Source organism: Agrobacterium bohemicum (assembly GCF_001562555.1).
Taxonomy (GTDB): Bacteria; Pseudomonadota; Alphaproteobacteria; order Rhizobiales; family Rhizobiaceae; genus Agrobacterium; species Agrobacterium bohemicum.
On sequence record NZ_KQ961030.1, the window covers coordinates 231,971 to 253,988 of the forward strand.

Genomic DNA, 22,018 nt, shown 5'->3' on the forward strand with positions numbered 1-22,018 from the left:
ATCCCCTGCCCTTAAAGCTGTGCGGTCCAATCGAAATCCCGGACGTAAAGGCCGATTGGATTGAGGCGGATCGTCGCCTCATCCTGGGGCGCGGTGATCGTTACAGTCGCGATCCCACGAAACCGTCGCGTGCCGGTTTCTTTCCCTTTGCGGTCCCGTTCATATTCGGTCCAGTCGATCTGATAGGTCTGGTTGGAGAGAGCAACGATGTTGTTGACCTCGATTGCAACCGTCGCAGCTTTTGCCTTCTCAAATGGAGAATTGCCTCGGAACCAGGTGTTGACCTTCTCGGTCGACGGGTCGGAGGTGCGGAGGAGCGCGTAGGTGCGGTCGATATATTGTTTCTGCACCACTGCGTCCGGGGTGATCGAGCGAAAGCTCGTGACGAAGTTGCCGAGCGTGGCACGCACCACGCGCACATCGGCATACTCAATCTGCTGCGGAAAGCCTGCTGTGACGGCGGTCCCGAGCTTGTCCACCTCGACGATGTACGGCACCAGTCGGACTCGCGTACTCAGATACATCGAATAGCCAAAGCCGATCACCGCCATGGCCAGCCCAAGGACTCCGACGATGCGCCATGCGGCAGCCGCCTTCACATAGGAGCCATAGCGTTCCGTCCATTCCTGGCGAGCGGCAAGATACGGGTTTTCCGGGGCGCGATTTGCGGCCATTTCTTCTTCCCCTGTTTCGATTACGGTTTGTCGTTGCGTTCGGGGAGAGGTTTGGGTCTGCTGTGACCGCCACGCTGTTCATCGAGCTTCGCGTTGGCCAACCCGAGAATAGACCCTGCGTAGGCCCCCGGCGAACCGACTGCTTTCTCCTTTGCCGCTGATCCCGCAGCCTGTGCACCGGAGGTGAAACTCGCGCCCATGCCACGCATAGCAGCAGCAGCGACCGATGAGCCACCAGCTCGAGCCGCTTGTGCCGCCGCAAAACCCGCGCCCGCCGCGCCAGCAGCGAGGAATCCAGCGCCCGCAGAGAAAGACGCGGCCTGGCCGCCGTGGCGGACCGCTTCCATTCCTCCGGACACCGACGCGCCTTGCACAACGCCCTGCATAATGTTCGGGACGTACATGGCGATAATGAAAACGACGACGGCGATTCCAGCGATGGCGAGAGCGGTCTGAAACTGGTCGCCGATATCCGGCTTATTGGCGAGGCCGATAAGCACTTCGGAGCCGATGCGGGAGATCATGACAAGTGCCATGAGCTTCATTCCGACGGAGAAAGCGTAGACCAGGTACCGGACCGCAAAATCCTTGGTGAAGGATGATCCACCAAGGCCAAGCATAATCATGCCGGCAAGCAGGCCGATATACATCTCGACCATGACCGACACGAAAATCGCGGCGACAAGCGAAAACGAGATGACCGTCACGACCATCGCGAACGCGGCTGAGATTGCCAGCGCATTGTCCTCGAAAAGACCGAACTGTACCTTCTCCGACATTTTCGTTGCCACCGTGAGACCGGCGTTGAATACGTCAGCTGGTGAGGCCGTCCCTCCCCCTGCGCCGATTTGGAAGAGGCTATCCACGACCGCCTTGGCGAACGTCGGTCCCTGTGCGAGCACGAAGGCAAAGAATCCAACGAACATGATCCGCCGCACAAGTTCGGCAAACCAGCTATCCAACGAGGCGGACTGGATTGCCAGCCAGACGGCGGCAATGCCGATCTCGATCGTTGCGAGGATCCAGAACAGAGATCTCGCAGCATCCATGACGGTAGTTTCCCACCCCTTCGCTGCAGTCGTGATCTGGCTCTGGAGCGAGGTCAAGACTGACCCTTCCTGCGCAAGGGCCGGTTGGGCCGCGACCGCCGTCAAGGCGGCAAAGAGCATGGCGGCGCGTAGCTGATGAAGTATCGTCGTAGCGGTCATCCTGTCACCATTCGACTTTCATCTTTTCGCCACCGGATGTGGGGTGGTCGTTCGATGAGCCGAAGAACTTCGCCCTGCGTTCCTGAGCTTCCTGCTGTTCGGAGATCAAAAACCAAATGCCGGCGCTTGTCGCGGCAAGCATCGTTGCGATTGCGATGAGGAGTGCATTCGTTCTCACCATTCCACCATCATCCTCTCGCCGCCTGAGATGGAGGGCGCCGTCGCACTGAAGAATTTCTCGCGCCTGGCCTGTGCCAGATCCGTGTCGGTCTGTTCGGTTTGCAGCCAGGTTCCCATCATTGTCAGCTGTTGAGAGACGAGACCGCGAAGTTTCTGCATTTGCGCGACTTGCTGAGCGGCGATCTCATGTCCCACCTGCAAGGCCTTCATCTGTCCGTCAGCCGACTCGGACATCGAACGCAGCGAGGACATGGTATCTTCCTCGCTATCGAATTGGTCGGCCGTCAGGCTCGCTGCCTTCAGCGAGCTGGCGATGGTATCGCGGTTGGTGTCCGACCAGGACTGGTAGGTCGAGGAGAAGGTTGCGTTATCAGGCAAATTTGTCTTCAGGTCAGCGTAACTCTGAAAGCGCTGATGAAGAACATCGTCGGCATTGCCCATAGAAAATGAGATGCTCTGACCCTGTTCGACGATGCTGCGTAGCTGGTTGAGATCACTTTCGACCTTTCCCCAGACATAACTGGGAAGCTGCGCAGTGTTTTGCAGCATATTTTCGTAAATTTTCAGCTGGTTCTGGATCTGCTCCGCAAACTGGCTGATCTGGGTCAGCTGATTGTCGACCTGGATGCCGGAGCTTTTCATAAGGTCTACGAGTTGCGCGTTGTTGGCGAGCTGCGTCCATTCCGTTGCGGCGCCGGTGGCTGAACCGGCTTGCACCGAACCTTGATTGACAACCGTAATGGCAAGCGCCGCCGCCAAGCAAGCAACCCTTCTATTCGTACTTGAGTAGCGATGCGGCATCGTGAACTCCTCTCGTTTCAAGCCAGCGGATCGGCCATTCACGACCGTGCTCGGATTTAAGGATGCGGACTCGTTTAAGATCCTCTTTGCCCGCTGCGCCGACAAAGCTCAGGGCGACCGGCCCAAGCGACATGTTGAAGAGCCGCCGGCCTTCCGGCGTGGCGACGTAGTACTCGCGCTTTGGTATCGCCGTTGCGACGATCTCGATCTGCCGCTCATTGAAACCGATGCGCTCGTAGAATTCGCGCGTCCCGGGCTCGCGGGCGGCGCCGTTTGGAAGGCAAATCTTGGTCGGGCAGGATTCTTTCAAGACGTCGATGATACCAGACCGTTCGGCGTCCGAGATCGACTGGGTCGCAAGGACGATAGCGCAATTCGCCTTGCGCAAGACCTTAAGCCATTCCCGGATTTTGTCGCGGAAGACCGGGTGACCGAGCATGAGCCAGGCTTCGTCGAGTACGATCAGGCTCGGCGAACCATCCAGACGCTTCTCGATCCGCCGGAACAGGTAGGTCAGCACGGGCACGAGATTACGCTCTCCCATATTAATCAACTGCTCGATCTCGAAGGTCTGGAAGGTTCCGAGCGTGAGACCGTCCTCCTCCGCATCGAGAAGCTGACCCATGGGGCCATCGACGGTATAGTGGTGCAACGCGTCCTTGATTTCGCGCGACTGAACGCCGCTGACGAAATCCGAGAGTGAGCGGCCAGATGCTTTCGCCATGAGGCCGACCTGCCGAGAGATGGCGTTGCGATGCTCCGGGGTGATCGTAATGCCCTGCAGACCGACTAACATCTCGATCCACTCCGACGCCCAGGCGCGGTCGGCATCGGTCTTGAGTTCGGACAATGGGCAGAAAGCCAGGCCCCTCCCCTCTTCCGCAATGTCACCGCCAATCTCGTAATGATCGCCGCCGGCAGCGAGTGTCAGGGGAAGCAGCGAGCTACCTTTATCAAATGCGAAAATCTGCGCATTTTCGTAGCGGCGAAACTGCGCGGCGATCAAGGCAAGAAGTGTCGACTTGCCTGACCCGGTCGGACCGAAGATCAGCGTGTGGCCGACATCATCGACATGCAGGTTCAGACGGAACGCCGTCGAACCGCTCGCAACCTGCATCAGGGGCGGGGAATTCGGCGGGTAAAACGGACTTGGGGAGATCGGGCTTCCGGACCACACCGAGTTAAGCGGGATCAAGTCGGCGAGATTGTTGGTGTTAATCAGCGGCTCACGGATGTTGCAGTACCAGTTACCCGGCAGGCTGCCGAGATAGGCGTCAGTAGCGTTGAGCGTTTCAATCCTTGCCCCGAAACCTTCTGCCTGGATCAGTCGTCGGATCGCTTCGGCCTTCTCCTGCAGTGCTTCGCGATCGCTGTCGAACAAAACGACGACGGGCGTATAGTAGCCGTATGCAACAAGCTTCGATGAAGCCTGTGCGATCGCGTCCTCTGTTTCAGCGACCATTGTCATCGCGTCCTGATCGACCGAGCGGCTTTGTGTCTGGAAGATCTGGTCGAAGAACGGTCGGACCTTCTGTTGCCATTTCTTGCGGGTGCGTTCGAGCTTTTGCCGAGCATCCTCTGCGTCGAGAAATATGAAACGTGACGACCACCGATAGGTCAGCGGCATAAGATCAAGGCTGTTCAGGATACCCGGCCAGCTTTCGGCCGGCAAACCGTCGATCGCAACGATGCCGAGGAAACGGTTCTCAACTTTTGGCGTCAGCCCGTGCTCAAGCTCGGCGGTCGCGATCCAGTCGAGGTACATGGGGACGTCGGGAAGCCGGACCGGATGGCTTTCGCCAGTGATGCAGAACCTTGCGAACTGAAGGAGCTCGTCATAGCGAGCAATCCTCTCCCCTCCCCTCTCGATTGTTTCGCGGGTTTCCATTCGCCGGATCGAAAGGGTGTTGGAAAAATATTGCTCTATCTCTCGTACTGCGCTCTTGAACACGAAGAGCGCCGTGTCCGCGTAAGACCTTTTCCGGCTCTCTTCATCGGAATAGATATATTTGCTGAGAGATGTCCTCTTGGACTCGAGCGGCCGGTAGGTCAGGACCAGCGCATGCTTGCTCTCGAAGTGTCCCTGTTCGCGCTCGAAATGCGCCCGCCGCTCGGCATCGATCGCGCGCGTCACCGGGTCGGGGAAATGGCAACGGTCTTCCGACGGATAGTCGACCGTTGGGATGCGGATGGCCTCGACCTGGATAATCCAGCCGCTTCCAAGCCGTGACAGGACGGCATTGATCTGCCTCGAGAGCTCATTGCGCTCGAGGTCGGTTGCGCTTTCGGAATCTGGTCCTGCGAAGTACCATCCGGCCATCAGGCTCCCATCCTTCAGGAGCAGGACACCATTGTCGACGAGTCCTGCATATGGAACGAGATCGGCAAAGGAGGGCCCGGTTACCCGGAAGTGCTTGAGAGCTACCATGGCCTCCTCCTCAATACCGTCGCCAGGGCGAAGTGGTCGCCTTGTAGTTAGGCTTGTAGGAAATGTGTCTGATATAAACTTGCCGCATGAACGGATCAGACTTGGCTATCATCCTGAGCAGCCCGACGATCACGACCCAGACAGCAACACCGAAAAGCGCCGAGTAAACTGTCATTACGACAAAGATCAGGATCACGGCCGCAAGGCCGGTGATCAGCACCAGTTCCCTGTCGGCGCCCATCAGCAGATTTGGGCGAGACAGCGCGCGATGGATGCGGTTACGCCGCAGGCCGGACAGGGACTCAGCCATGATCCCCCTCCCCTCCAACGTCTGGAACAATTGGCATCATCTCCACTTCGGTCAGCCCGATCGACGCACCGGTCGCGCCGAACAAGCCGACGATGTTGGTAGCGCCGAGAAGAATACCGGCAACGAGGACGACGTAGACAAGTCGCCGTGCGAAATCGTTTAGCTCACCACCAAAGATGAGCATCCCCCCGGCGATCGCCACGGCTGCAAGCGCGATCGCACCCGCGACAGGCCCGGTGATCGACTCCTGGATCTGCTGCAAAGGACCTTCCCAGGGAAGCCCGCCTCCGGAACTGGCCAGCGCAGGCGCAACCGAGGCAAAAACGATGGGTGCCGCCACGAACGCGGCGGCGATGAGGGTATGGTTACGCGACATCGCGCGCCTCCTGTTCTTCCGTGAGCTGATCGGATTCGATTTCGTACTGTCCGTTGATGAAACGCTCGACCTGGATGATGTCGCGTACGATCCGCCCGCGCGGTGTTCGCTCGATGGAGATGACCAGGTCTACCGCTTCTCCGATAACCTCGTGCATCGGCTGCTGGCTCGCCTCAGCGGTCAGTTGTTCGAGACGCCGCAGCGCTGACATGGCGGTATTCGAATGAATGGTCGCTACGCCCCCCGGATGACCAGTGTTCCAGGCTTTAAGCAGTGTAAGAGCTGCGCCATCGCGAACCTCGCCGACGACAATCCTGTCGGGACGCAGCCGCATGGTGCTCTTGAGCAATCGCCCCATGTCGATCGTATCAATGGTATGCAGGAGGACGGCGTTATCGGCGGCGCATTGTATTTCCGCAGTGTCCTCGAGAATAACCAGACGATCCTCGGGGGCCGATTTGACGATTCCGTCGATCACCGCGTTCGCAAGCGTCGTCTTACCAGAGCCCGTCCCACCGGAAATGATGATGTTCAGCCTCGCTGAAATCGCGCTACGGATCGTGGCGGCCTGATATTCGGTCATCACACCTGTGCGAACGTAGTCTTCGAGTGGAATGAGGCGTGATGCGCGGCGCCGGATGGTGAATGCGGGCTTTGCGACAACTGGAGGCAACAACCCCTCGAACCGGTGGCCGCCGATTGGCAGTTCGCCTGAGATGATCGGCTGCTCGGTGTCCACTTCGGACTGAAGTGCATGCGCCACAGTCCCGATCACCATTTCCGCTGCTGCAGATGACATCTCGCCAGCCAGCGTAACGCCATGGCCAATTCTTTCGATGAACAGTCTTCCGTCCGGATTGAGCATGATCTCGACGACTGTCGCGTCATCCAGGGCAACACAAAGCTGATCGCCCAGCGCTTCCTGAAGTTTGCGGACAAGTCTGGGATGAGAGCGAAGCTGGTTCACGAATGTCTCCTTAGGCTACCTGACCGAGAAGGGTCGAGTTCAGAACAGTAGTCGGAGGGTCGAAGCCTCGCGAATGTGTCCGCGTCGGCGGGAAGTGTGCCAGCGACCGCGATTGTCACGCCGATTTTCTTCGGCTCGCCCAAACGCCGCAAAGGCCATCCGACGCGAGCGAGGATTCTCTCAAACCGAAGATCGGTTACCGTGACGATCTCGGTGTACCCATTGGTCATGCACCATTCGACGATGCCCGCGAACATGGTCAGCGTCGCCTGGTGGACCGAGCCTTTTCCCCTCCCCTCCGCGAGGGTGGTATCGACGCAAAACCGAGAACTCTCGATCATCGCTGCATGACCGATGAGTTGACCGTCTGGGAGAAGCGAGGGGAAAACGTCGGACACCATCGTCGGACCAAGCGCCGGGAGAAGTCTCGCGCATCCCGCCAGTTGGTCGGTCTCGGTAATCGCGAGAACGTAGGTCGGTCGAAGGGCATCGAAGCCATCCGACTCGCAACCTGCCGTTACATCGACCTCCCAACCAAGGCGATCGGAAAACACCCGCGCGCGAAGCTGGTATTGGAGGTGAAGGAGGCGAGCTTCCTGAATCGTCCGGGGTGTTGAGAACGCGATTACCTGCATGAATCCCTCCGTCATTGTTGGACGGTTTGGAAATCAGCACAGATTCGAAGGGCTCGGCAGTTGTATAATCCTACAAGTCGAAGCGTGAGTCGGATCCCTCTCACAGACGTTGTCGCGCCCTGTCTTTCTTTCGAAGTCGCTTTGCACAGGAGTCTTTGTAGGATTCACAGTAAAACGGAGAGTGAACGAACTCGTCCGAAATTGAGTTAAAAAGCTGATTTTGTTAACAATTTTTCAAAAACAATGAGAAACGGCCTTCCGCGTCTTAATTCTTCGTTAACTTTAAATCCCTTGCGGCATTATGGGAATCGCGAGATAGTTTCTCAAATGACGGCTTCGCGGCCACTTTTTCGAAAGTGATGCCCTACTGGAAATAGTTCGCAAAATGAGCAACTCGCTGCCCAACCGATTTGATATTGAGATTGCCCAGCAGGGTGCCAAGATCTCCAACGCGTTGCATATGTTACGCAGCCAGCAGTATCCTCCTGATGCTCGCAAAGGACTTCGAAAATTCCAACTAGGGGAAGTCGCGGATTTTATGGGGGTTACCCAGACCCACCTCCGACAACTTCATTCTGACGGGAAGGGCCCGGAGATAGAGTCGGTCAGCGGACGCCGCTACTATACGGCTGATCAAATGTTGGAACTCCGGGATTATCTTGAGGCCAATAAGAAATCTGACAAAAGGTATTACGTTCCTCGGCGACGTGAGGGCGAACCGATGCAGGTCGTCTCGGTTGTTAATTTTAAAGGCGGGAGTGGCAAGACCACTACTGCCGCACACCTCGCACAGTACCTTGCTCTCACCGGCCATCGCGTGTTGGCGGTCGATCTTGATCCTCAGGCGTCCCTCACCTCCCTTTTCGGGATCCAGCCCGAACTCGATGATACGGCGTCCCTGTATGAGGCTCTTCGTTTCGATGAGGAGCGGAAATCTATTGCAGACGTTATACAGCCAACCAATATCCCTGGTCTTGACGTCGTGCCTGCAAATCTGGTCCTGCAGGAGTACGAGTATGACGTCCCCCTGGCAATATCCTCCAAGAAAGGTGAAGACGGCCGGCTGTTTTATATGCGCATTTTCAATGCGCTGAAGCAGGTGGACGACAGGTATGATGTGGTGGTCATTGATTGCCCGCCACAACTTGGATATCTGACGATCACGGCGCTCATGGCCTCGACAGGTATTCTGATCACGATCCACCCTCAGATGCTGGATATCATGTCAATGAGCCAATTCCTGATGATGCTGGGCGGTATCATGGGTCCGGTCGCAGAGGCGGGGGCGGAGATGCGTGTCGAGTGGTTCCGCTATCTCGTGACGCGCTTCGAACCGACCGACATCCCCCAGGCACAGATGGTCGGGTTCATGCAATCCATGTTCGCACAACAGATGTTGCGAAATCATGTGCTCAAATCAACGGCCATTTCTGACGCGTCTATAAAAAAGCAAACACTGTACGAGGTGGAGCGAGGCGATTTCGTCCGGTCTACCTATGATCGGGCAATGGAGAGCCTGAACGCGGCCAATGGTGAAATCCAGGACTTGATCCACGGCGCATGGGGGCGCAGATGACGTACTTGTCAGCCGTTTTTTCAGAGGTATTTGGGAACGATTTCAATTCCTTGTCGACGATGAAAGCGAGTTCGGAGGCTGGCTATGGCACGTGAAAATCCTTTTGCAAAACTCGACATGGCGTCAATCGCGTCAAACCAGACGCCGACAAAACCTGGATACGGCATGACAGGGGCCGCTAAGACCGTCGTTCGGTCGATCGAGGATATGGCGGAGAACAGCAAGAAATTGATGCAGGGCGAGGTCATCGTCGATCTGGACCCGCAGTTAATTGACGGTTCCTTTGTCGCCGATCGCCTTTCCGACGATGGCGACGAATACCAGGAGCTCAAGCAGGCGATAAGGGAATCCGGCCAGATAACGCCGATTCTGGTTCGCCCCAGCTCATCAGACGGCCAACGCTTCATGGTTGTCTTCGGTCATCGCCGTCTCAAGGTCGCCAGAGAGCTTGGAATTTCGGTCAAGGCAGTCGTCAAGAAATTGGACGATGTTACTTCTGCTATTGCACAGGGACAGGAGAATTCCGCTCGCTCCAACCTGTCGTTCATAGAGCGTGCATATTTCGCACAGAACCTGATTGAGTCTGGAATGACGAAGGACGTGGTTCGGTCGTCGCTTGCGATCGACGAGGCGATGCTTTCGAAAATGCTGGGCGTCGTGGAAGCTGTCCCGGCCTCGATCCTCAAGGCGCTAGGAGCATCCAAGAAAGTAGGACGCGATAGGTGGCTGAGCCTCCGTCAATTGCTTCTAGCCCCTGCTCTTTCGAAGGTAGCCACAGAGCATACGGAAACCGCCGACTTCATGAAGTTGACCGAGGATGAGCGGTTTGATGAACTGCATGATTTTTTAAAGCGCTACAAAGTCAAATCAGCTGCCAAGAAGCCAAAGATCAGTCCTTCCGTGAAGGATTGGACGTCGACTGACTCTTCGCTGAAATTCGTAATGAATGCCAAATCGAAGAAAGTTGCGATCGAACTCTCGAATGTCGAAGCTAAACCTTTCAGCGAGTGGCTTTCAGCCCACATGGATCGTTTGTACGTCGAGTACAGAGGGTCGAAGCAGGAAAACAACGGAGACTGAACAGCAAAAGAAAAAGGCCCCCAAACGGAAAACCGTGGAAGCCTCTCTCGTATCTCTCGCAGGATTGAGAATCGCATTTCCCGGAATCACAGTCAAGAGTCTTGGCACCGATTTGGTGAGCTAATTTCCTTTGCCTGAAGAAAGGTGAAAGAAAAATGCATACGGGACATATAACGACGCCCTTTGGGCGGCGGCCAGCGAAGCTTGCCTTGGTGAAAGAGCAGTTCGCGATCGCGGCATCAACACCAAGCACGCGTGTCGAAAAGTGGAAGGTCTTTCGCGATGTGTGCGAAACGAGGGAGCGCTTCGGCCTTCAGGACCGAGCAATTGCCGTTCTCGATGCCCTTTTGACATTCTACCCTGATACACAACTCGACGCCTCGAACGGGCTTGTTGTATTTCCATCCAATGCGCAGCTGTCCGTCCGCGCTCATGGGATCACGGAAAGCACACTGCGGCGCCAGCTCGGTGCGCTAGTCGATGCTGGACTCATCATGCGTCGTGATAGTCCGAACGGGAAACGTTACGCACATCGCAGTCGCGATGGTGAAATAGAAAAGGCATACGGGTTCGATCTGAGCCCGCTGCTCACGCGATCCACCGAGCTAGCCTTACTGGCCCAGGACGTCGCAGCGGAGCGGATGCGGTTTCGCCGGGCGAAAGAAACGCTTACGATTTGCCGTCGAGACGTCCGCAAACTAATTACAGCTGCTATCGAGGAAGGTGCCCCTGGCAATTGGGGGCATGTTGAAACAGTATACATTGGAATTCTTAGCCGGCATCCTCGCTATCCAGACAGAAACCAGGTCGACACAACACTTGGAGAGATGGAGCTCCTGCGTGAAGAAGTCATCAACATGTTGGAGATGCAGGTAGAATCTAAGAATATGCATGGCAATGCCGCTCCAAATGATCGGCACATACAGAATTCAAAAACCGAATCTATAAATGAACTTGAACCTAGCTCTGAAAAAGAGCAGGGCGCAAACGTGCCGGAAGAACCGAAAACAAAGAGTGTGGCGGGCACAAAGACAAAGGCAAAACTCGAACAAATTAAGGCTTTCCCGCTTGGTATGGTCCTTAGGGCTTGCCCGCAGATTATCGACTACGGTCCCGTAGGCGGCATTGCACACTGGCGAGAACTGATGACGGCGGCCGTGGTGGTCCGCTCGATGCTAGGCGTCAGCCCGTCAGCCTATGAGGAGGCCTGCAGTGCGATGGGACCCGAAAATGCCGCGGTGGCGATGGCGTGCATTCTCGAACGATCGAATTTCATAAACTCGCCTGGTGGCTATCTGCGAGACTTGACGAAGAGATCGGAGCAGGGAGAGTTTTCGCTCGGGCCGATGCTGATGTCGCTCCTGAAGGCCAACGGTGAAGGGAGTGCTGTTGCGTGACCGAAGATTTTACGCAGAACCGCTCGGATAGACTTGTCGACTATATCAACGCTTTCGAGACACGTTTGATGCAACGGCACCCGAGGCAAATTAATGCCATACCATTCGTGGACTCTGCCCAATTCACTGGATGCCGGCAAGGTCATGCCGGCGAATACGCGACAAAGTTTGCAAACATCATCAATAATCTTACTAACCACCTGGACCGGTTGCGTGCGTGGGATAAGATCATTTCCGAGCTCGACAATGACGAAAAGTATGCTGTGAGTCATGAGTTCTTGAACACATCAGGTTGGGGTCGCGCTTGGCCAATCCTATGCGATCACATCACGCTTTGCCTGCGCCTCCCGGCATCTGTGCCATCAGGCGAACCGGGCATGGCAAACAAAAGTTTAGCTGGAGGACTTTTCCGAAGAACCTCTACCTCAACGATATTCAATCCTATGGCGCTGGTCGGAGTTCGAACCGGCGCAGTTGGGGGTCCGCCTTTAAGGCTGCCTCTGTTGACTTCGGAACGCCAACAATCATGGTATCTCGTCCAGATTTTACTGGGTATCACCGGCACCGTCCGACGGGCGGTCAAGTGAGAGATGAATTTGGTGGCGACTAGTCTTTCGGCATTTTCAAAATCGCTCGATTGCTTCGAATTGAGGGATATTGTTCTTAGGGAGCATGCGATGCGTTAACCCGTGTCGGAGCAAACGGCCGCAATCGCATTCGGCCCCGTGATAGGTCCCCTGAGGTAGGAGTAGCAGAACTTGTCAGCCGGTTTTTTTTGTCATTTTATCAGAAATTTCATAGTGTTATACGATTTGAGAGATATTAAAGACGAGGAAGGGAGCATACCATGAAGATCGGTATCAGGACGTCAAGACGGACGATCTCCGACCCATTGGTTTCGTGGCGAGTTGCCTAGCCGCACGTGGTCAGCCGCAAACTGAGTTGTTTTTCAGGCCAGTCTGGGTCGAAGACTACGAAGGTCCCGCGTTGGTAGCACTCTCGTGCAGCAAGGTCGCTGGCGACACACTCCTCAATGTGTGTTCTGGGTCGGCGAGATTAGCACGCTTGTCTGGCGGATCATCGCCGCGCCCGTCAGCGGGGCAGCTAGGGTTTCTTAATCTTCCGGCCCTATATTCCTCCCAGCACTGGTGTTTCGGGGGAAGCTTATTGTGCGGGGGCTTCATGGAATCGCACGATAATTTCGCATATCTTTTGCCGTTTATCTTCTTGGCATTCGGCTGCTCATTTCTGTTTACACAGCGCTGGGGCATTGCCTCCGGGCTTTACTGGGGGCTAGGCTATATTGCTGCCGCCTTCGGTTTCTGTGCGCCTCTTCTGCTTGTGGCGCTGTCGCGCGAGGCTCAAGCGGTGATCTCGAACGTCTTCTTCTTTGCCGCATTCTTTTTTTATGGCCAGGCGCTTCTGCATCGCTTTGGCCTTGGCCGCTCCTTGTTTGCCCTGCGCCTGAGTATTGCCGTTCTGGCTCAAGCCGTTGTCACTTATCTTATCGTCGAAAAGCATGATCTTAGGAGCGAGCTAATTTCGAGCGATATGGCATGCGCGCTTCTACTATTTTTGCCGCTCTTGCAGGTCCGGGATCAAATCAGAAGGCCGATCGACCGACTGCTTGCCGGAATGGTCGGGCTGGTTGTTGCGGAAACTATCGTGCGGTTTTCCTCGCTTTTGCTGTCCACGTTCGGCGACGGCTATGTCTCACTCGACCAATTCCTGTCGTCCGACTACGCTTTCGTTATGCAGGTTGGGGCAAGTGTGCTGGGCTTCCTGCTGGCGCTCACTGTGCTTGGCACAATGATGCTGGATGTAATCGGCCAACATCGCCACGCGGCGGAATACGATCCGCTGACCGATCTTCTCAACCGTCGCGGTTTCGAGCGGGCTGTCCCAGATTTTCGGAAGGGCAGCTTTCCGTCAGGCGCAGTGCTGGTTTGCGACATTGACCTCTTCAAGCAGGTCAATGATGGATTCGGCCATGCGGCCGGTGATGCGGTCATCGTCGGTCTCGCCAAGGTGCTGACCGAACTTCTGCCGTCGGGCGCGGTGGTCACTAGGTTCGGCGGCGAAGAGTTCGTAGCTTTTATACCGGGCGTGTCGCTTGCCGATGCGGGGATTATGGCAAATATCGTGAGAGTCTCGTTTGCCGAAAAGGGTTGGGACGAGACGGGAATCTTGAGCCAGACCACAGCAAGTTTCGGTGTTTCTTCCACGGGGCCTAACGATCATTCGGTGCATGATGCGATTTGTCGCGCCGATGTCTGCCTCTATGCGGCAAAGGCGGGCGGGCGTAATCAGGTCGTTCTGGAAGGCCAGTTGGCGCCGACAAGGCCGCCGCAGCTGCGCGTCGTATCGGTTGCATGATCAGCCTCACTGGCCGCATCAGGTCATTGTCCACCCGTATGTATGAACTTCGACTCGAGACAGGCTAGGTCCTGTTGACAAAGTATGGCGGCCATATTTTTGCGGCGACCAGGGCGAGGAAGCCATCGAAAGATTTTCGGGTCTTGTCGTATCGGGTAGCAACACGACGGAACTGTTTGATCCGATTGAACATCCGCTCGATGCGGTTTCGATCCTTGTAGGTTCTGAAGTCGCATACGGGCGGGGCGTTCCGGTTTGTCTTCAGCGGGATGACCGGCCTGATCCCTTGGAATGGGCGGCGACAATCACGCCGACATCTTCTTCGAAATGGGGCTCATGTATGCGACCGGTCGTGGCTGCGCCGTTGATTTCATCGCCGCCCACAAGTGGCTGAACATCGCCGCCATCAAGGGCTCCGACCGGGCTGCAGCACTGCGCGGTGACCTTGCCCCGGCGATAAGGCCGAACTCGCCGCTGCACTACGCGCCGCCCGCGAATGGATGACGATGCACTGATGAGTGATACAAGCTCGGACGCAATTAGAGCTGTGGGCTGTCCTGTTTTACCAGCCACGTTTCGATCACAGACGGATTGACGACGTATTCAGGCACCCGCCACTCTGCCACCGCGAGAAGGTTCTCGCAAAATGCCTCCCGCAGGCGCATCTGAGAGTCGATTGTATGTCCCACCATGTGTGGGGTGAGGATGGCGTTCGGAAGGTCGCGCAGCGGACTATCCTCTTTCAACGGCTCCGGGTCGAACACATCGAGGGCAAGGCGCATAGCCGGTCGCTCTGCGGCGAGCGAGGCGAGTGTATCGTCGGGGATGATGCCGCCCCGCGTGATGTTGACAAACACCACGTCCGGTTTCATTCGGCGCAACGCGTCAAGATCCAGCATTCCCCGTGATTCAGGAGTGAGTGCAGCCGCCATGATAACGACATCGCTTGTCGCGGGCACTTTATCGAGGCTCTGGGAGGTGACGTAGGCGGGCATCGATCGCGTCGTGCGCACCGAAGCGACGAGCCTCACGCCCCATACAGACAGCCGTTCCGCGATAGCCTGTCCAATTTTGCCAAACCCTATCAGGCCAACTGTCTTTCCCATGAGCATGCGCGCACGGACCTGCGAGGGACGCGGCAGGTTTTCGCGAAGGTAGCGCTCCGTGCCATGAAGGTCATAGAGCGAAGCCAGGGTGAAGAGAACTGCGGCCTCGGCCATGCTGACGGTGTTTTCCGCAATCTGGCCATTCGCCACGAGGATGCCGTTTTCCGTCGCGGCCGAAACATCGAACCCTTCGACCCCTGTGAACGGAGAAACCAGTGCGCGCAGACGCGGCATCCTGGCAAACAGCTCCCGGTCGGCTGCAAAGCTTGAGGTCGCGCCAAGGATTTCCAAAGACTGCAGTGCATCAACGGCGGCAAGCAGTTCCTCGCGCGTGACGAACCGTGCCACACCATGGCCGCGCCGTTGCAACGCGTCATGGGCTGGATTGAAGAACCGATCAAAGGACGACGTTCCCACCAAAGCAACAGTCAAGATTTTAGCCTCCAAATGAACTACCCGAACAAACCTGGGTCTTGTTGACAACAGTATGGCAACCATATTTTTGCGGCGGCCAGGGCGAGGAAGCCCTCGAAAGATTTTCGGGTCTTGTCGTATCGGGTAGCAACACGACGGAACTGCTTGATCCGATTGAACATCTGCTCGATGCGGTTTCGATCCTTGTAGGCTCTAAAGTCGCAGGCGGGCGGGGCTTTCCGGTTGGCCTTCGGCGGGATGACCGGCCTGGTCCCTTGGAGCAGCAACTCCTCGCGTAGAAAGTCAGCGTCATATCCTTTGTCGGCAAGAAACCGCCTCGGCTTGCCAACCGGCATCGCCAGCAGGTCAGAAACAGCATTGTAGTCGGAAGCCTCTCCGCCTGTCAGGATGAAGCCGAGAGGGCTTCCCTGATCGTCTGCGCAGGCGTGGATTTTCGTCGAAAAGCCGCCACGTGATCGACCAAAAGCCTCCTTATAAGTCCCCCTTTAGCGCCCGCAGCCTGAGAGTGGCCGTGAACTGTGGTGCTGTCGATCATGTGCTGCCGGTCATCGGCCAGCCCCAACTCGACCAGCGTTTCAAGCAGTGCAGCCCACACCCCTTGTTCCGCCCAGCGGCGGAAGCGCACATAGACGGAATTCCACTTTCCGTAGCGCTCATGCATGTCGCGCCAGGGGCAGCCGACCCGCAGAACATGTAGCATGCCGTTCAGATACCGTCGATTGTCATGCGCGGGCCGGGACTTTCTACCGCGCTCCGAGGGCAAAAGCCCTTCGATGATCCGCCATTCCATATCCGTCAGGTCGCCGTGCCAAAACCGCCTCCTAAAAAGCAGTCTTGAATCATGCTTCCACCGATTCGGGAATCCACTTTGTCAACAGGACCTAGCTTATTGAGTAATCAGAGTCACTCGGGCGAACGAATGGTCGCGCAGGAAACGTTGTTATACGGGTTCAACATCGAGCGGCACGTCCTCTTAAAACCTTAGAAGAAGTGAATCAGAACTGCGCACCGACAGCAACGCCGACTCTCAACGGTATCGGCGCAAGGCTGGCTCGGCATCACTGAGATTTAACGGGTTTGTTCTCAAAGCGAATTCTAAAGTTGCGACGTTGGAAATCTTCTCTGAAACAGACGAAAATCAGTTCGAGATCTTGCTCAGCGTCTTTCCGTCCGAGGAGACTTAACGAAGCTACGATGACGCCGTTATAGCCGCGTGAGATACGAAACGCTGCATTGCGCATCACGATGGCATCAGGATCTCCACGATCCTCTCGACGGTCATAGACAACCCAAAACCGGGCTGCTTTCCACGTCAATTCCAGCATTTCTCTCACTTTCGCAAGAAATTCTTCACCGCTCATTGATGGCCCCCATGGCAGAGGCGTCTCGCCATCATCGTCCGCGATACTGAAATAGCCGTCGTATTCCTGACCGGTGTTCAGCGCCTCCTCGATTTTTGAAAATGCCTTGTCTTCCGTGATCGTCGTTTTGAACAAGATTGTCATTTAGTAAGTTCCGAGCCTCTCAATTACAGCAATCTTGCCGCTCGACCGCTGCGCCGCGTGGCATTGTTATAGTAGCTGGATGCTTGTTGAACAGACCTATGACGCGACTGCTCCATAGCCTCGGGAAGGGGAATGCCGCGATTGGCAGCCTCGGTCAGATAACCAGATCTCAGCCCATGGGCGGAAAACTCCCCCGCCTCCAACCCAGCCATCTCCGCCCGCTGCTTCAAAATCGCATTGACCGACTGCGGATCGATAGCTCGCTTCGACACCGTCCCCCATCGCCCGATCCCCCTGAAGACACTGCCCTTGTCGATCTCCGCCGCCGCCATCCATGCATAGAGAGCCTCGACCGGCAGGCCGGTGAGATAGACGGTATCGTCCTGCTCACCGGACGTTGTTTTAGTCCGACCGAGATGAATGGCAAGAGAGGGGAGGGGAGGGCCGTCCGGCATCTCGATCGGCGTCTCGATGGTCAATTGCTCCACCCGAAGTCCGGCGATCTCGCTGCGCCGACGGCCACCGGAGGCAAAGGCGACCATCAGGATCGCCCGATCACGCAGATCGCGTAGGCCGTCCCCCGCGCAGGTGGCCAGCAGTTTTGCCAACACGTCGCCCGTAACCGCCTTGGCACTCTTACGGCGTCGCGTCCGAGGGACGGCCCGCACGGCGTGGCGAATGGCCGATTTGAGGGCAGGGGAGGTGAAGGCACCATCGAGGCCGCGCCACTTTGTCAGCGTCGACCAGTTGGCCAGACGCCGACGCACGGTGGCTGGCGCGTGCGGGCCGACGGATTTGAGAAACCCCTGCCTTCGGAGATTGTCATCCGCCGCGGCTGGCATGCCATGATCTGGATCGGTCGTTTTTTTCTCAGGGTCCCACAGGTGATGCGCGACGAATTTGAGCAAAAGGGCTTCGGGTGCCGGCCAGGGCAGCGATCGTCCGGTGGCTGCCAGGCCCCAGGCTTCGAGATAGGCGAGATCCGATGTCAACGCCCGGAGTGTGTTGGCACCCATTCCGGCGTTGACGAGGTGGCGCAGCGTTTCGATGTCCTGGTCGGTCAAAAGCTCGGCAAGTTCGTCGCGCCGTTCGAGCGGCAGAACGGACGCAATCGTGTCGAGCTCTTCGGCGCGCCGCTCGACGGATGTCTGTGATTTTGTCGGTCTGGCCACGTTGGCTCCAGAATCGCGGGTTTCGGCGGCCGCTAGGACCGTGATTTGCCCCGATTCTCCTCGATTTGAGCCACGAAATCAACAACCATCGATAAGAGGTACTTATCGATGGTTAGAAGTTCAACCCCCAACCATAGCATGTTAGGAACCGTAATAATCGGATAGTGTTCCTTTAAGAAATCATTTACCATGATTTCAATGGCTTACGATCTCGCGAAAATCAGCATGAAACCCTTGATGCGGCCGGCTTTCGACGCCGGTATCGCCCTTACGCGTCTGGACGAGCGTATCGCCCGTTCATCGGTCGGCCAGGGCTTTATAGAACGCAGCCAGTTCTCTGACGCCTGCGCCTCGCTGTGGATCGACGGCGAACTCGTCCACCTCGAAGACCTCGTCCTGCATGACGCCACCCGTGACATCCGCACCCCCACCCACGAACTCACCATCGCCCGCGACGTCCTTCGCACCCGCCGACGCATTGCCGCGCAGTTGCCCAACTGGGCACTATCGCAGGAAGGCATTCGGACGCTGCGGAAAACCGCGGAGATCACACCGGTCGGCGCCGAGGAGAGAGAGGTGGCGGGCGGCATTCGGCGCGCTGGCTTGAATGATCTAAAAGGGGAGGGGGAGGACATCGACGAAGCCGGAGGGCTTCCCGGCGTCGACTATGCCGCCATCGATGCGGTTCTCGCCCGATCGGAGGCCGCGATCGAAAACGCAACGCGGCCCGGGCGTGGCGGCGACCCAGACAAAGATCCGATGATCTATGATCTCGACTGGGACGAGGATTCCAGACTCGACGAATGGCGCGGCGTATTGCGGGAAGTGCAAGACCTGCCGGCGGTGCTGCAGGCGATCGCTGCCCTCGATGCCTGGAACGAGCTCTCCGTCCTTCAGCATGCGCCCTGGCTCGGCCGGCTGTTTTGCGCCTCGATCCTGCGTCAGGCGGGGATTACCACCGGCGCCCATCTGGCCGCCATCAACCTTGGCCTGAAAACCATCCCCGTCGATCGACGCCGGCATCGCGATAGGGAAACGCGGCTGCTTGCCGTTGCTCACGGCCTGATCGCGGCCGCCGAGCTCGGTCTGAAAGAGCATGACCGGTTGATGCTGGCGAAAACGATGATGGACCGAAAGCTGGACGGGCGCCGGACGTCTTCAAAACTGCCGGAACTGGTCGAGCTGGTGATGGCGAAACCGCTCGTGTCGGCCGGGATGGTGGCCAAGACGCTGGACGTCACGCCGCAGGCGGCGCGGCGGATTGTTTTGGAGCTGGGGCTCAGGGAGATGACGGGGAGGGGGAGGTTTCGGGCGTGGGGGGTACAATAAGCAGTCGAGCTGACCTATCGCCGCCACTTCATGTAGGCTCGCCCTGTGTTTTCGTTGAAGCGCAGCGTTTTTGTATCGAAACTTGACGATCGACGGCGACTACTGTGCAAATGTGCACTTTTTTGCTAAGGTCTGAGTTCGGCACCCGTGAGGTCAAAATGTACGTTAGACGTCTAAAAATCCGTGATCTTCGGGTCTTTCGAACGGCGGAAGTGGATCTTCTTTATCCTGGCCGCGAGCAGAACGAATCTTTTGAGGACGTTTCGCGTTGGCCACCTCGGCTGGACAACGTGAACGTGTTTCTGGGCAACAACGGGTCGGGGAAAAGTACTCTTTTGAGTGCGGTAGCGCTGTCCCTGATGTCTCCTATCGCCCCATCATCGGGCTATCGACCGCGCTCGCTTATCCGTAGATCTGCACGCGGGCAGGTGAAAAGCGCGGAGGTATCGACGGAAGTAGTCCTGCATCAGCAAGACGGAGGGCGGGATGGTAATGCTTCGACTTTCGCCGCGCAGATCCTACGTCGTGGAGATATTGAGTTTCTGCAGCCTTCGACAGATGTCGTCGATGAGCAGTTCTTTGAAGATGACAATAGCGCTTTCTTTTTCGTTGGCTACGGGGCCACAAGGCGGACCGAGGTGTTGTCTGCGAATGATCTGGCGAGCCGACGTAAGGCGCGCGCAGTGCGATACGAACGAGTTGCATCACTATTCGAAGAGCATTTCGCACTAACACCAATCAGCGCATGGCTCCCAAGATGGCGTGATGAGAACCCAGGGCGTTACAAGCAAGTTGCCAATCTGCTCAAACGTCTGATGCCTCCGTCGATTTCTTTCACTGAAGAGCTCGAAGGTGGCGAGTACCTTTTCGGTTATAGAACGCTAAGGCTGCCGTACTCCGCGCTGTCCGACGGCTATCGTTTGTATATCGGCTGGATTGGAGACCTGCTCTACCACCTTTGCATGGGTGCACCGTCTGGCTTTAAGCTAGTAGAGAGCCGTGGTGTGGTAATGGTCGACGAAGTCGACTTGCATATTCATCCTGCCTGGCAGCGGACACTCATCCCAACTCTGTCGCGCACGTTGAAGAATATTCAGTTCATCTTCACGACGCATAGTCCACTACTGGTAAGCACATTGGAGCGCTCCAATATCTACAACGTGATGCTGGGCAGCGGGCCCACGCCCGAGGTGCGAAGGCCAGAGGAAGAAACGTTCGGACTGAGCGCCGATCAACTGCTGCGTTCCGAGGTCTTCGGTTTGGATTCGTCTAGAGATCCGGAATTTGCTGACAAATTGCGCGATCTTTCGCAGGCAGCTGAGCGCGGCGAGAGAGGTGCAGCGTTGGCCTTTCTTAGAGGCGCATCGGCTGGCGGCGGCGAGGACCCTCCAGAGGCAGGGGATGCGCCAGAATGGTTGAAGAGTTTTGGCGAGCGGAGCAAAGCATTGTGATCCGATATGCGGTTCTGTCGAAGGCTGAATTGGAAGCCCGCGTTGATGCCGTCGATGCCGGTTGGCGCACGCGGGCTGCGACGAGGCGCAATGCGTTTATCGCAGCCGGAAAATTCCAAGAAGACGCTTCTATCTGGAGCGATGTCAAAACGGTCTTTATGGACCTGCAGCACGATAAGTGTGTTTTTTGTGAGCGTGTCCTCGGCGGAAAACTCACCGGCAAGTCAGAACATGATGTGGAGCATTTTCGCCCAAAGGGGAGGGTGACGAACTGGCCCTATCCCAAACGAACGCCAAAATTAACGTACGCATTTGGAACCGGCGTACCGAGCAACACGGGTTATTATTGGCTGGCTTATGATGTTGAGAATTATGCTTGCGCCTGCAAGGGCTGCAATTCTGATCGAAAGCGAGACTATTTTCCCATCCTCGGACCTCGAGGGGTGGCGACGACGGACATTGCTACGCTGAACGCCTCAGAGACTCCCTTACTGCTTTTCCCTCACGGGTCACTCGGCGACAATCCAGAGCTGTTCATCACGTTTGAAGGCGTCATTGCAAAACCTATTCACGCCACTGGGCTTGAAAAGATCAGGGCCCAGGTTACGATTGATTTTTTCAGCTTGAATGATCGCGAAGAGCTTCTAGCAGATCGTGCTCGAGTAATCCGAGAGCTCTTCAAAACAATCCGATTGACTAGTGATCAAGATCCGGCCGTTCAATCGGCCGCGTATCGTGATATCGATACGATTACTTCAAATCTTTCGCCACAAGCGGCATGTGCGCGGGCGTATTTAGCGCTGGCAAAGACGACGCCGCAAAAGGCCTGGGAAATTTACCTGGATGTGGACCGATACCTCAAGCCAGCCAGATAGATCGCCGAATATTGTCGTCAGATTGAACATAATATTACGGGAGGACTGGTCGGAAAAGTAAAAGTCCCTAGCAATTCAAAATTAGAAGTTGTTTCAATGGCACAGGTTCAGTGATTCGATTCCACGATTTTGTTGTT

The 22,018-nt window shown here is 56.6% G+C and carries 20 protein-coding genes and 3 pseudogenes; 9 read left to right on the plus strand and 14 right to left on the minus strand.

Annotated features, from left to right (window positions below; genetic code table 11):
- Window positions 1–11 precede the first annotated feature (11 nt).
- The 9 genes from ATO67_RS14600 to traI are packed head-to-tail and all read right to left on the minus strand — an operon-like array spanning window position 12 to window position 7,579.
- Entirely contained in the window at window positions 12–674 is a 663-nt protein-coding gene (locus tag ATO67_RS14600; RefSeq protein ID WP_067650562.1) for a conjugal transfer protein TrbF, read from the minus strand.
- A gap of 20 nt (window positions 675–694) precedes the next feature.
- Window positions 695–1,882, minus strand: a complete 1,188-nt coding sequence (trbL, locus tag ATO67_RS14605) for a P-type conjugative transfer protein TrbL (protein ID WP_067650564.1) — start codon at window positions 1,880–1,882, stop codon at window positions 695–697.
- A gap of 4 nt (window positions 1,883–1,886) precedes the next feature.
- Window positions 1,887–2,063: an entry exclusion protein TrbK gene (trbK, locus tag ATO67_RS14610; RefSeq protein WP_067650567.1), complete on the minus strand. Its 177-nt coding sequence runs from the start codon at window positions 2,061–2,063 to the stop codon at window positions 1,887–1,889.
- Window positions 2,057–2,863: a P-type conjugative transfer protein TrbJ gene (trbJ, locus tag ATO67_RS14615; RefSeq protein WP_067650570.1), complete on the minus strand. Its 807-nt coding sequence runs from the start codon at window positions 2,861–2,863 to the stop codon at window positions 2,057–2,059. The genes trbK and trbJ overlap by 7 nt, the downstream gene beginning before the upstream one ends.
- Window positions 2,835–5,291: a conjugal transfer protein TrbE gene (locus ATO67_RS14620; RefSeq protein ID WP_067650572.1), complete on the minus strand. Its 2,457-nt coding sequence runs from the start codon at window positions 5,289–5,291 to the stop codon at window positions 2,835–2,837. Before ATO67_RS14620 ends, trbJ begins: the two co-directional genes overlap by 29 nt.
- 10 nt (window positions 5,292–5,301) lie before the next feature.
- Window positions 5,302–5,601 (minus strand): conjugal transfer protein TrbD, encoded by a 300-nt coding sequence (locus ATO67_RS14625; RefSeq protein WP_067650575.1) that lies wholly within the window; start codon window positions 5,599–5,601, stop codon window positions 5,302–5,304.
- The gene (locus ATO67_RS14630; protein WP_067650578.1) at window positions 5,594–5,977 is read right to left on the minus strand and encodes a TrbC/VirB2 family protein; all 384 of its coding nucleotides are present in this window, start codon (window positions 5,975–5,977) and stop codon (window positions 5,594–5,596) included. The genes ATO67_RS14625 and ATO67_RS14630 overlap by 8 nt, the downstream gene beginning before the upstream one ends.
- Window positions 5,967–6,944 (minus strand): P-type conjugative transfer ATPase TrbB, encoded by a 978-nt coding sequence (gene trbB, locus ATO67_RS14635; protein ID WP_067650580.1) that lies wholly within the window; start codon window positions 6,942–6,944, stop codon window positions 5,967–5,969. The genes ATO67_RS14630 and trbB overlap by 11 nt, the downstream gene beginning before the upstream one ends.
- Entirely contained in the window at window positions 6,941–7,579 is a 639-nt protein-coding gene (gene traI / locus ATO67_RS14640; protein ID WP_067650581.1) for an acyl-homoserine-lactone synthase, read from the minus strand. Before traI ends, trbB begins: the two co-directional genes overlap by 4 nt.
- 385 nt (window positions 7,580–7,964) lie before the next feature.
- Here traI and repA point away from each other — a divergent pair, with 385 nt between their 5' ends.
- The 5 genes from repA to ATO67_RS14665 all read left to right on the plus strand — a co-directional run bounded on the left by repA (window position 7,965) and on the right by ATO67_RS14665 (window position 14,008).
- Window positions 7,965–9,155 (plus strand): plasmid partitioning protein RepA, encoded by a 1,191-nt coding sequence (gene repA / locus ATO67_RS14645; RefSeq protein WP_067650583.1) that lies wholly within the window; start codon window positions 7,965–7,967, stop codon window positions 9,153–9,155.
- Between the two features lie 84 nt (window positions 9,156–9,239).
- Window positions 9,240–10,235 (plus strand): plasmid partitioning protein RepB, encoded by a 996-nt coding sequence (repB, locus tag ATO67_RS14650; RefSeq protein WP_067650585.1) that lies wholly within the window; start codon window positions 9,240–9,242, stop codon window positions 10,233–10,235.
- A 155-nt stretch (window positions 10,236–10,390) separates the two neighbouring features.
- Window positions 10,391–11,632 (plus strand): plasmid replication protein RepC, encoded by a 1,242-nt coding sequence (repC, locus tag ATO67_RS14655; protein ID WP_067650588.1) that lies wholly within the window; start codon window positions 10,391–10,393, stop codon window positions 11,630–11,632.
- Window positions 11,629–12,219, plus strand: a complete 591-nt coding sequence (locus ATO67_RS14660) for a hypothetical protein (RefSeq protein WP_067650591.1) — start codon at window positions 11,629–11,631, stop codon at window positions 12,217–12,219. Before repC ends, ATO67_RS14660 begins: the two co-directional genes overlap by 4 nt.
- A 595-nt stretch (window positions 12,220–12,814) precedes the next feature.
- Window positions 12,815–14,008 (plus strand): GGDEF domain-containing protein, encoded by a 1,194-nt coding sequence (locus tag ATO67_RS14665; protein ID WP_067650594.1) that lies wholly within the window; start codon window positions 12,815–12,817, stop codon window positions 14,006–14,008.
- A gap of 64 nt (window positions 14,009–14,072) precedes the next feature.
- On the opposite strand, the pseudogene ATO67_RS22455 reads toward ATO67_RS14665, so the two are convergent.
- Window positions 14,073–14,297: pseudogene (locus ATO67_RS22455) on the minus strand (transposase); the annotation flags it as partial.
- Between the two features lie 2 nt (window positions 14,298–14,299).
- Here ATO67_RS22455 and ATO67_RS14670 point away from each other — a divergent pair.
- Window positions 14,300–14,523 (plus strand): annotated as a pseudogene (locus ATO67_RS14670) (sel1 repeat family protein).
- A 24-nt stretch (window positions 14,524–14,547) separates the two neighbouring features.
- On the opposite strand, the gene ATO67_RS14675 reads toward ATO67_RS14670, so the two are convergent.
- The 4 genes and pseudogenes from ATO67_RS14675 to ATO67_RS14695 all read right to left on the minus strand — a co-directional run bounded on the left by ATO67_RS14675 (window position 14,548) and on the right by ATO67_RS14695 (window position 18,226).
- Window positions 14,548–15,546, minus strand: coding sequence for an NAD(P)-dependent oxidoreductase (locus ATO67_RS14675; RefSeq protein WP_067650597.1), 999 nt, complete (start codon window positions 15,544–15,546; stop codon window positions 14,548–14,550).
- A gap of 4 nt (window positions 15,547–15,550) precedes the next feature.
- Window positions 15,551–16,339, minus strand: a pseudogene (locus ATO67_RS23880) (IS5 family transposase).
- A 268-nt stretch (window positions 16,340–16,607) separates the two neighbouring features.
- Complete coding sequence (locus ATO67_RS14690) at window positions 16,608–17,054, minus strand: hypothetical protein (protein WP_067650606.1); 447 nt, start codon at window positions 17,052–17,054, stop codon at window positions 16,608–16,610.
- 23 nt (window positions 17,055–17,077) lie between these two features.
- Window positions 17,078–18,226 (minus strand): tyrosine-type recombinase/integrase, encoded by a 1,149-nt coding sequence (locus ATO67_RS14695; protein WP_067650609.1) that lies wholly within the window; start codon window positions 18,224–18,226, stop codon window positions 17,078–17,080.
- A 189-nt stretch (window positions 18,227–18,415) separates the two neighbouring features.
- Here ATO67_RS14695 and ATO67_RS14700 point away from each other — a divergent pair, with 189 nt between their 5' ends.
- From ATO67_RS14700 to ATO67_RS14710, 3 genes are all read left to right on the plus strand, one after another.
- The gene (locus ATO67_RS14700; RefSeq protein ID WP_067650612.1) at window positions 18,416–19,555 is read left to right on the plus strand and encodes an RHE_PE00001 family protein; all 1,140 of its coding nucleotides are present in this window, start codon (window positions 18,416–18,418) and stop codon (window positions 19,553–19,555) included.
- A gap of 158 nt (window positions 19,556–19,713) precedes the next feature.
- A complete protein-coding gene (locus tag ATO67_RS14705; RefSeq protein WP_158667364.1) occupies window positions 19,714–21,006 on the plus strand; it encodes an ATP-binding protein in 1,293 nt (430 codons plus the stop codon).
- Window positions 20,967–21,881, plus strand: a complete 915-nt coding sequence (locus ATO67_RS14710; protein WP_158667365.1) for a hypothetical protein — start codon at window positions 20,967–20,969, stop codon at window positions 21,879–21,881. Before ATO67_RS14705 ends, ATO67_RS14710 begins: the two co-directional genes overlap by 40 nt.
- The last annotated feature ends 137 nt before the right edge of the window (window positions 21,882–22,018 follow it).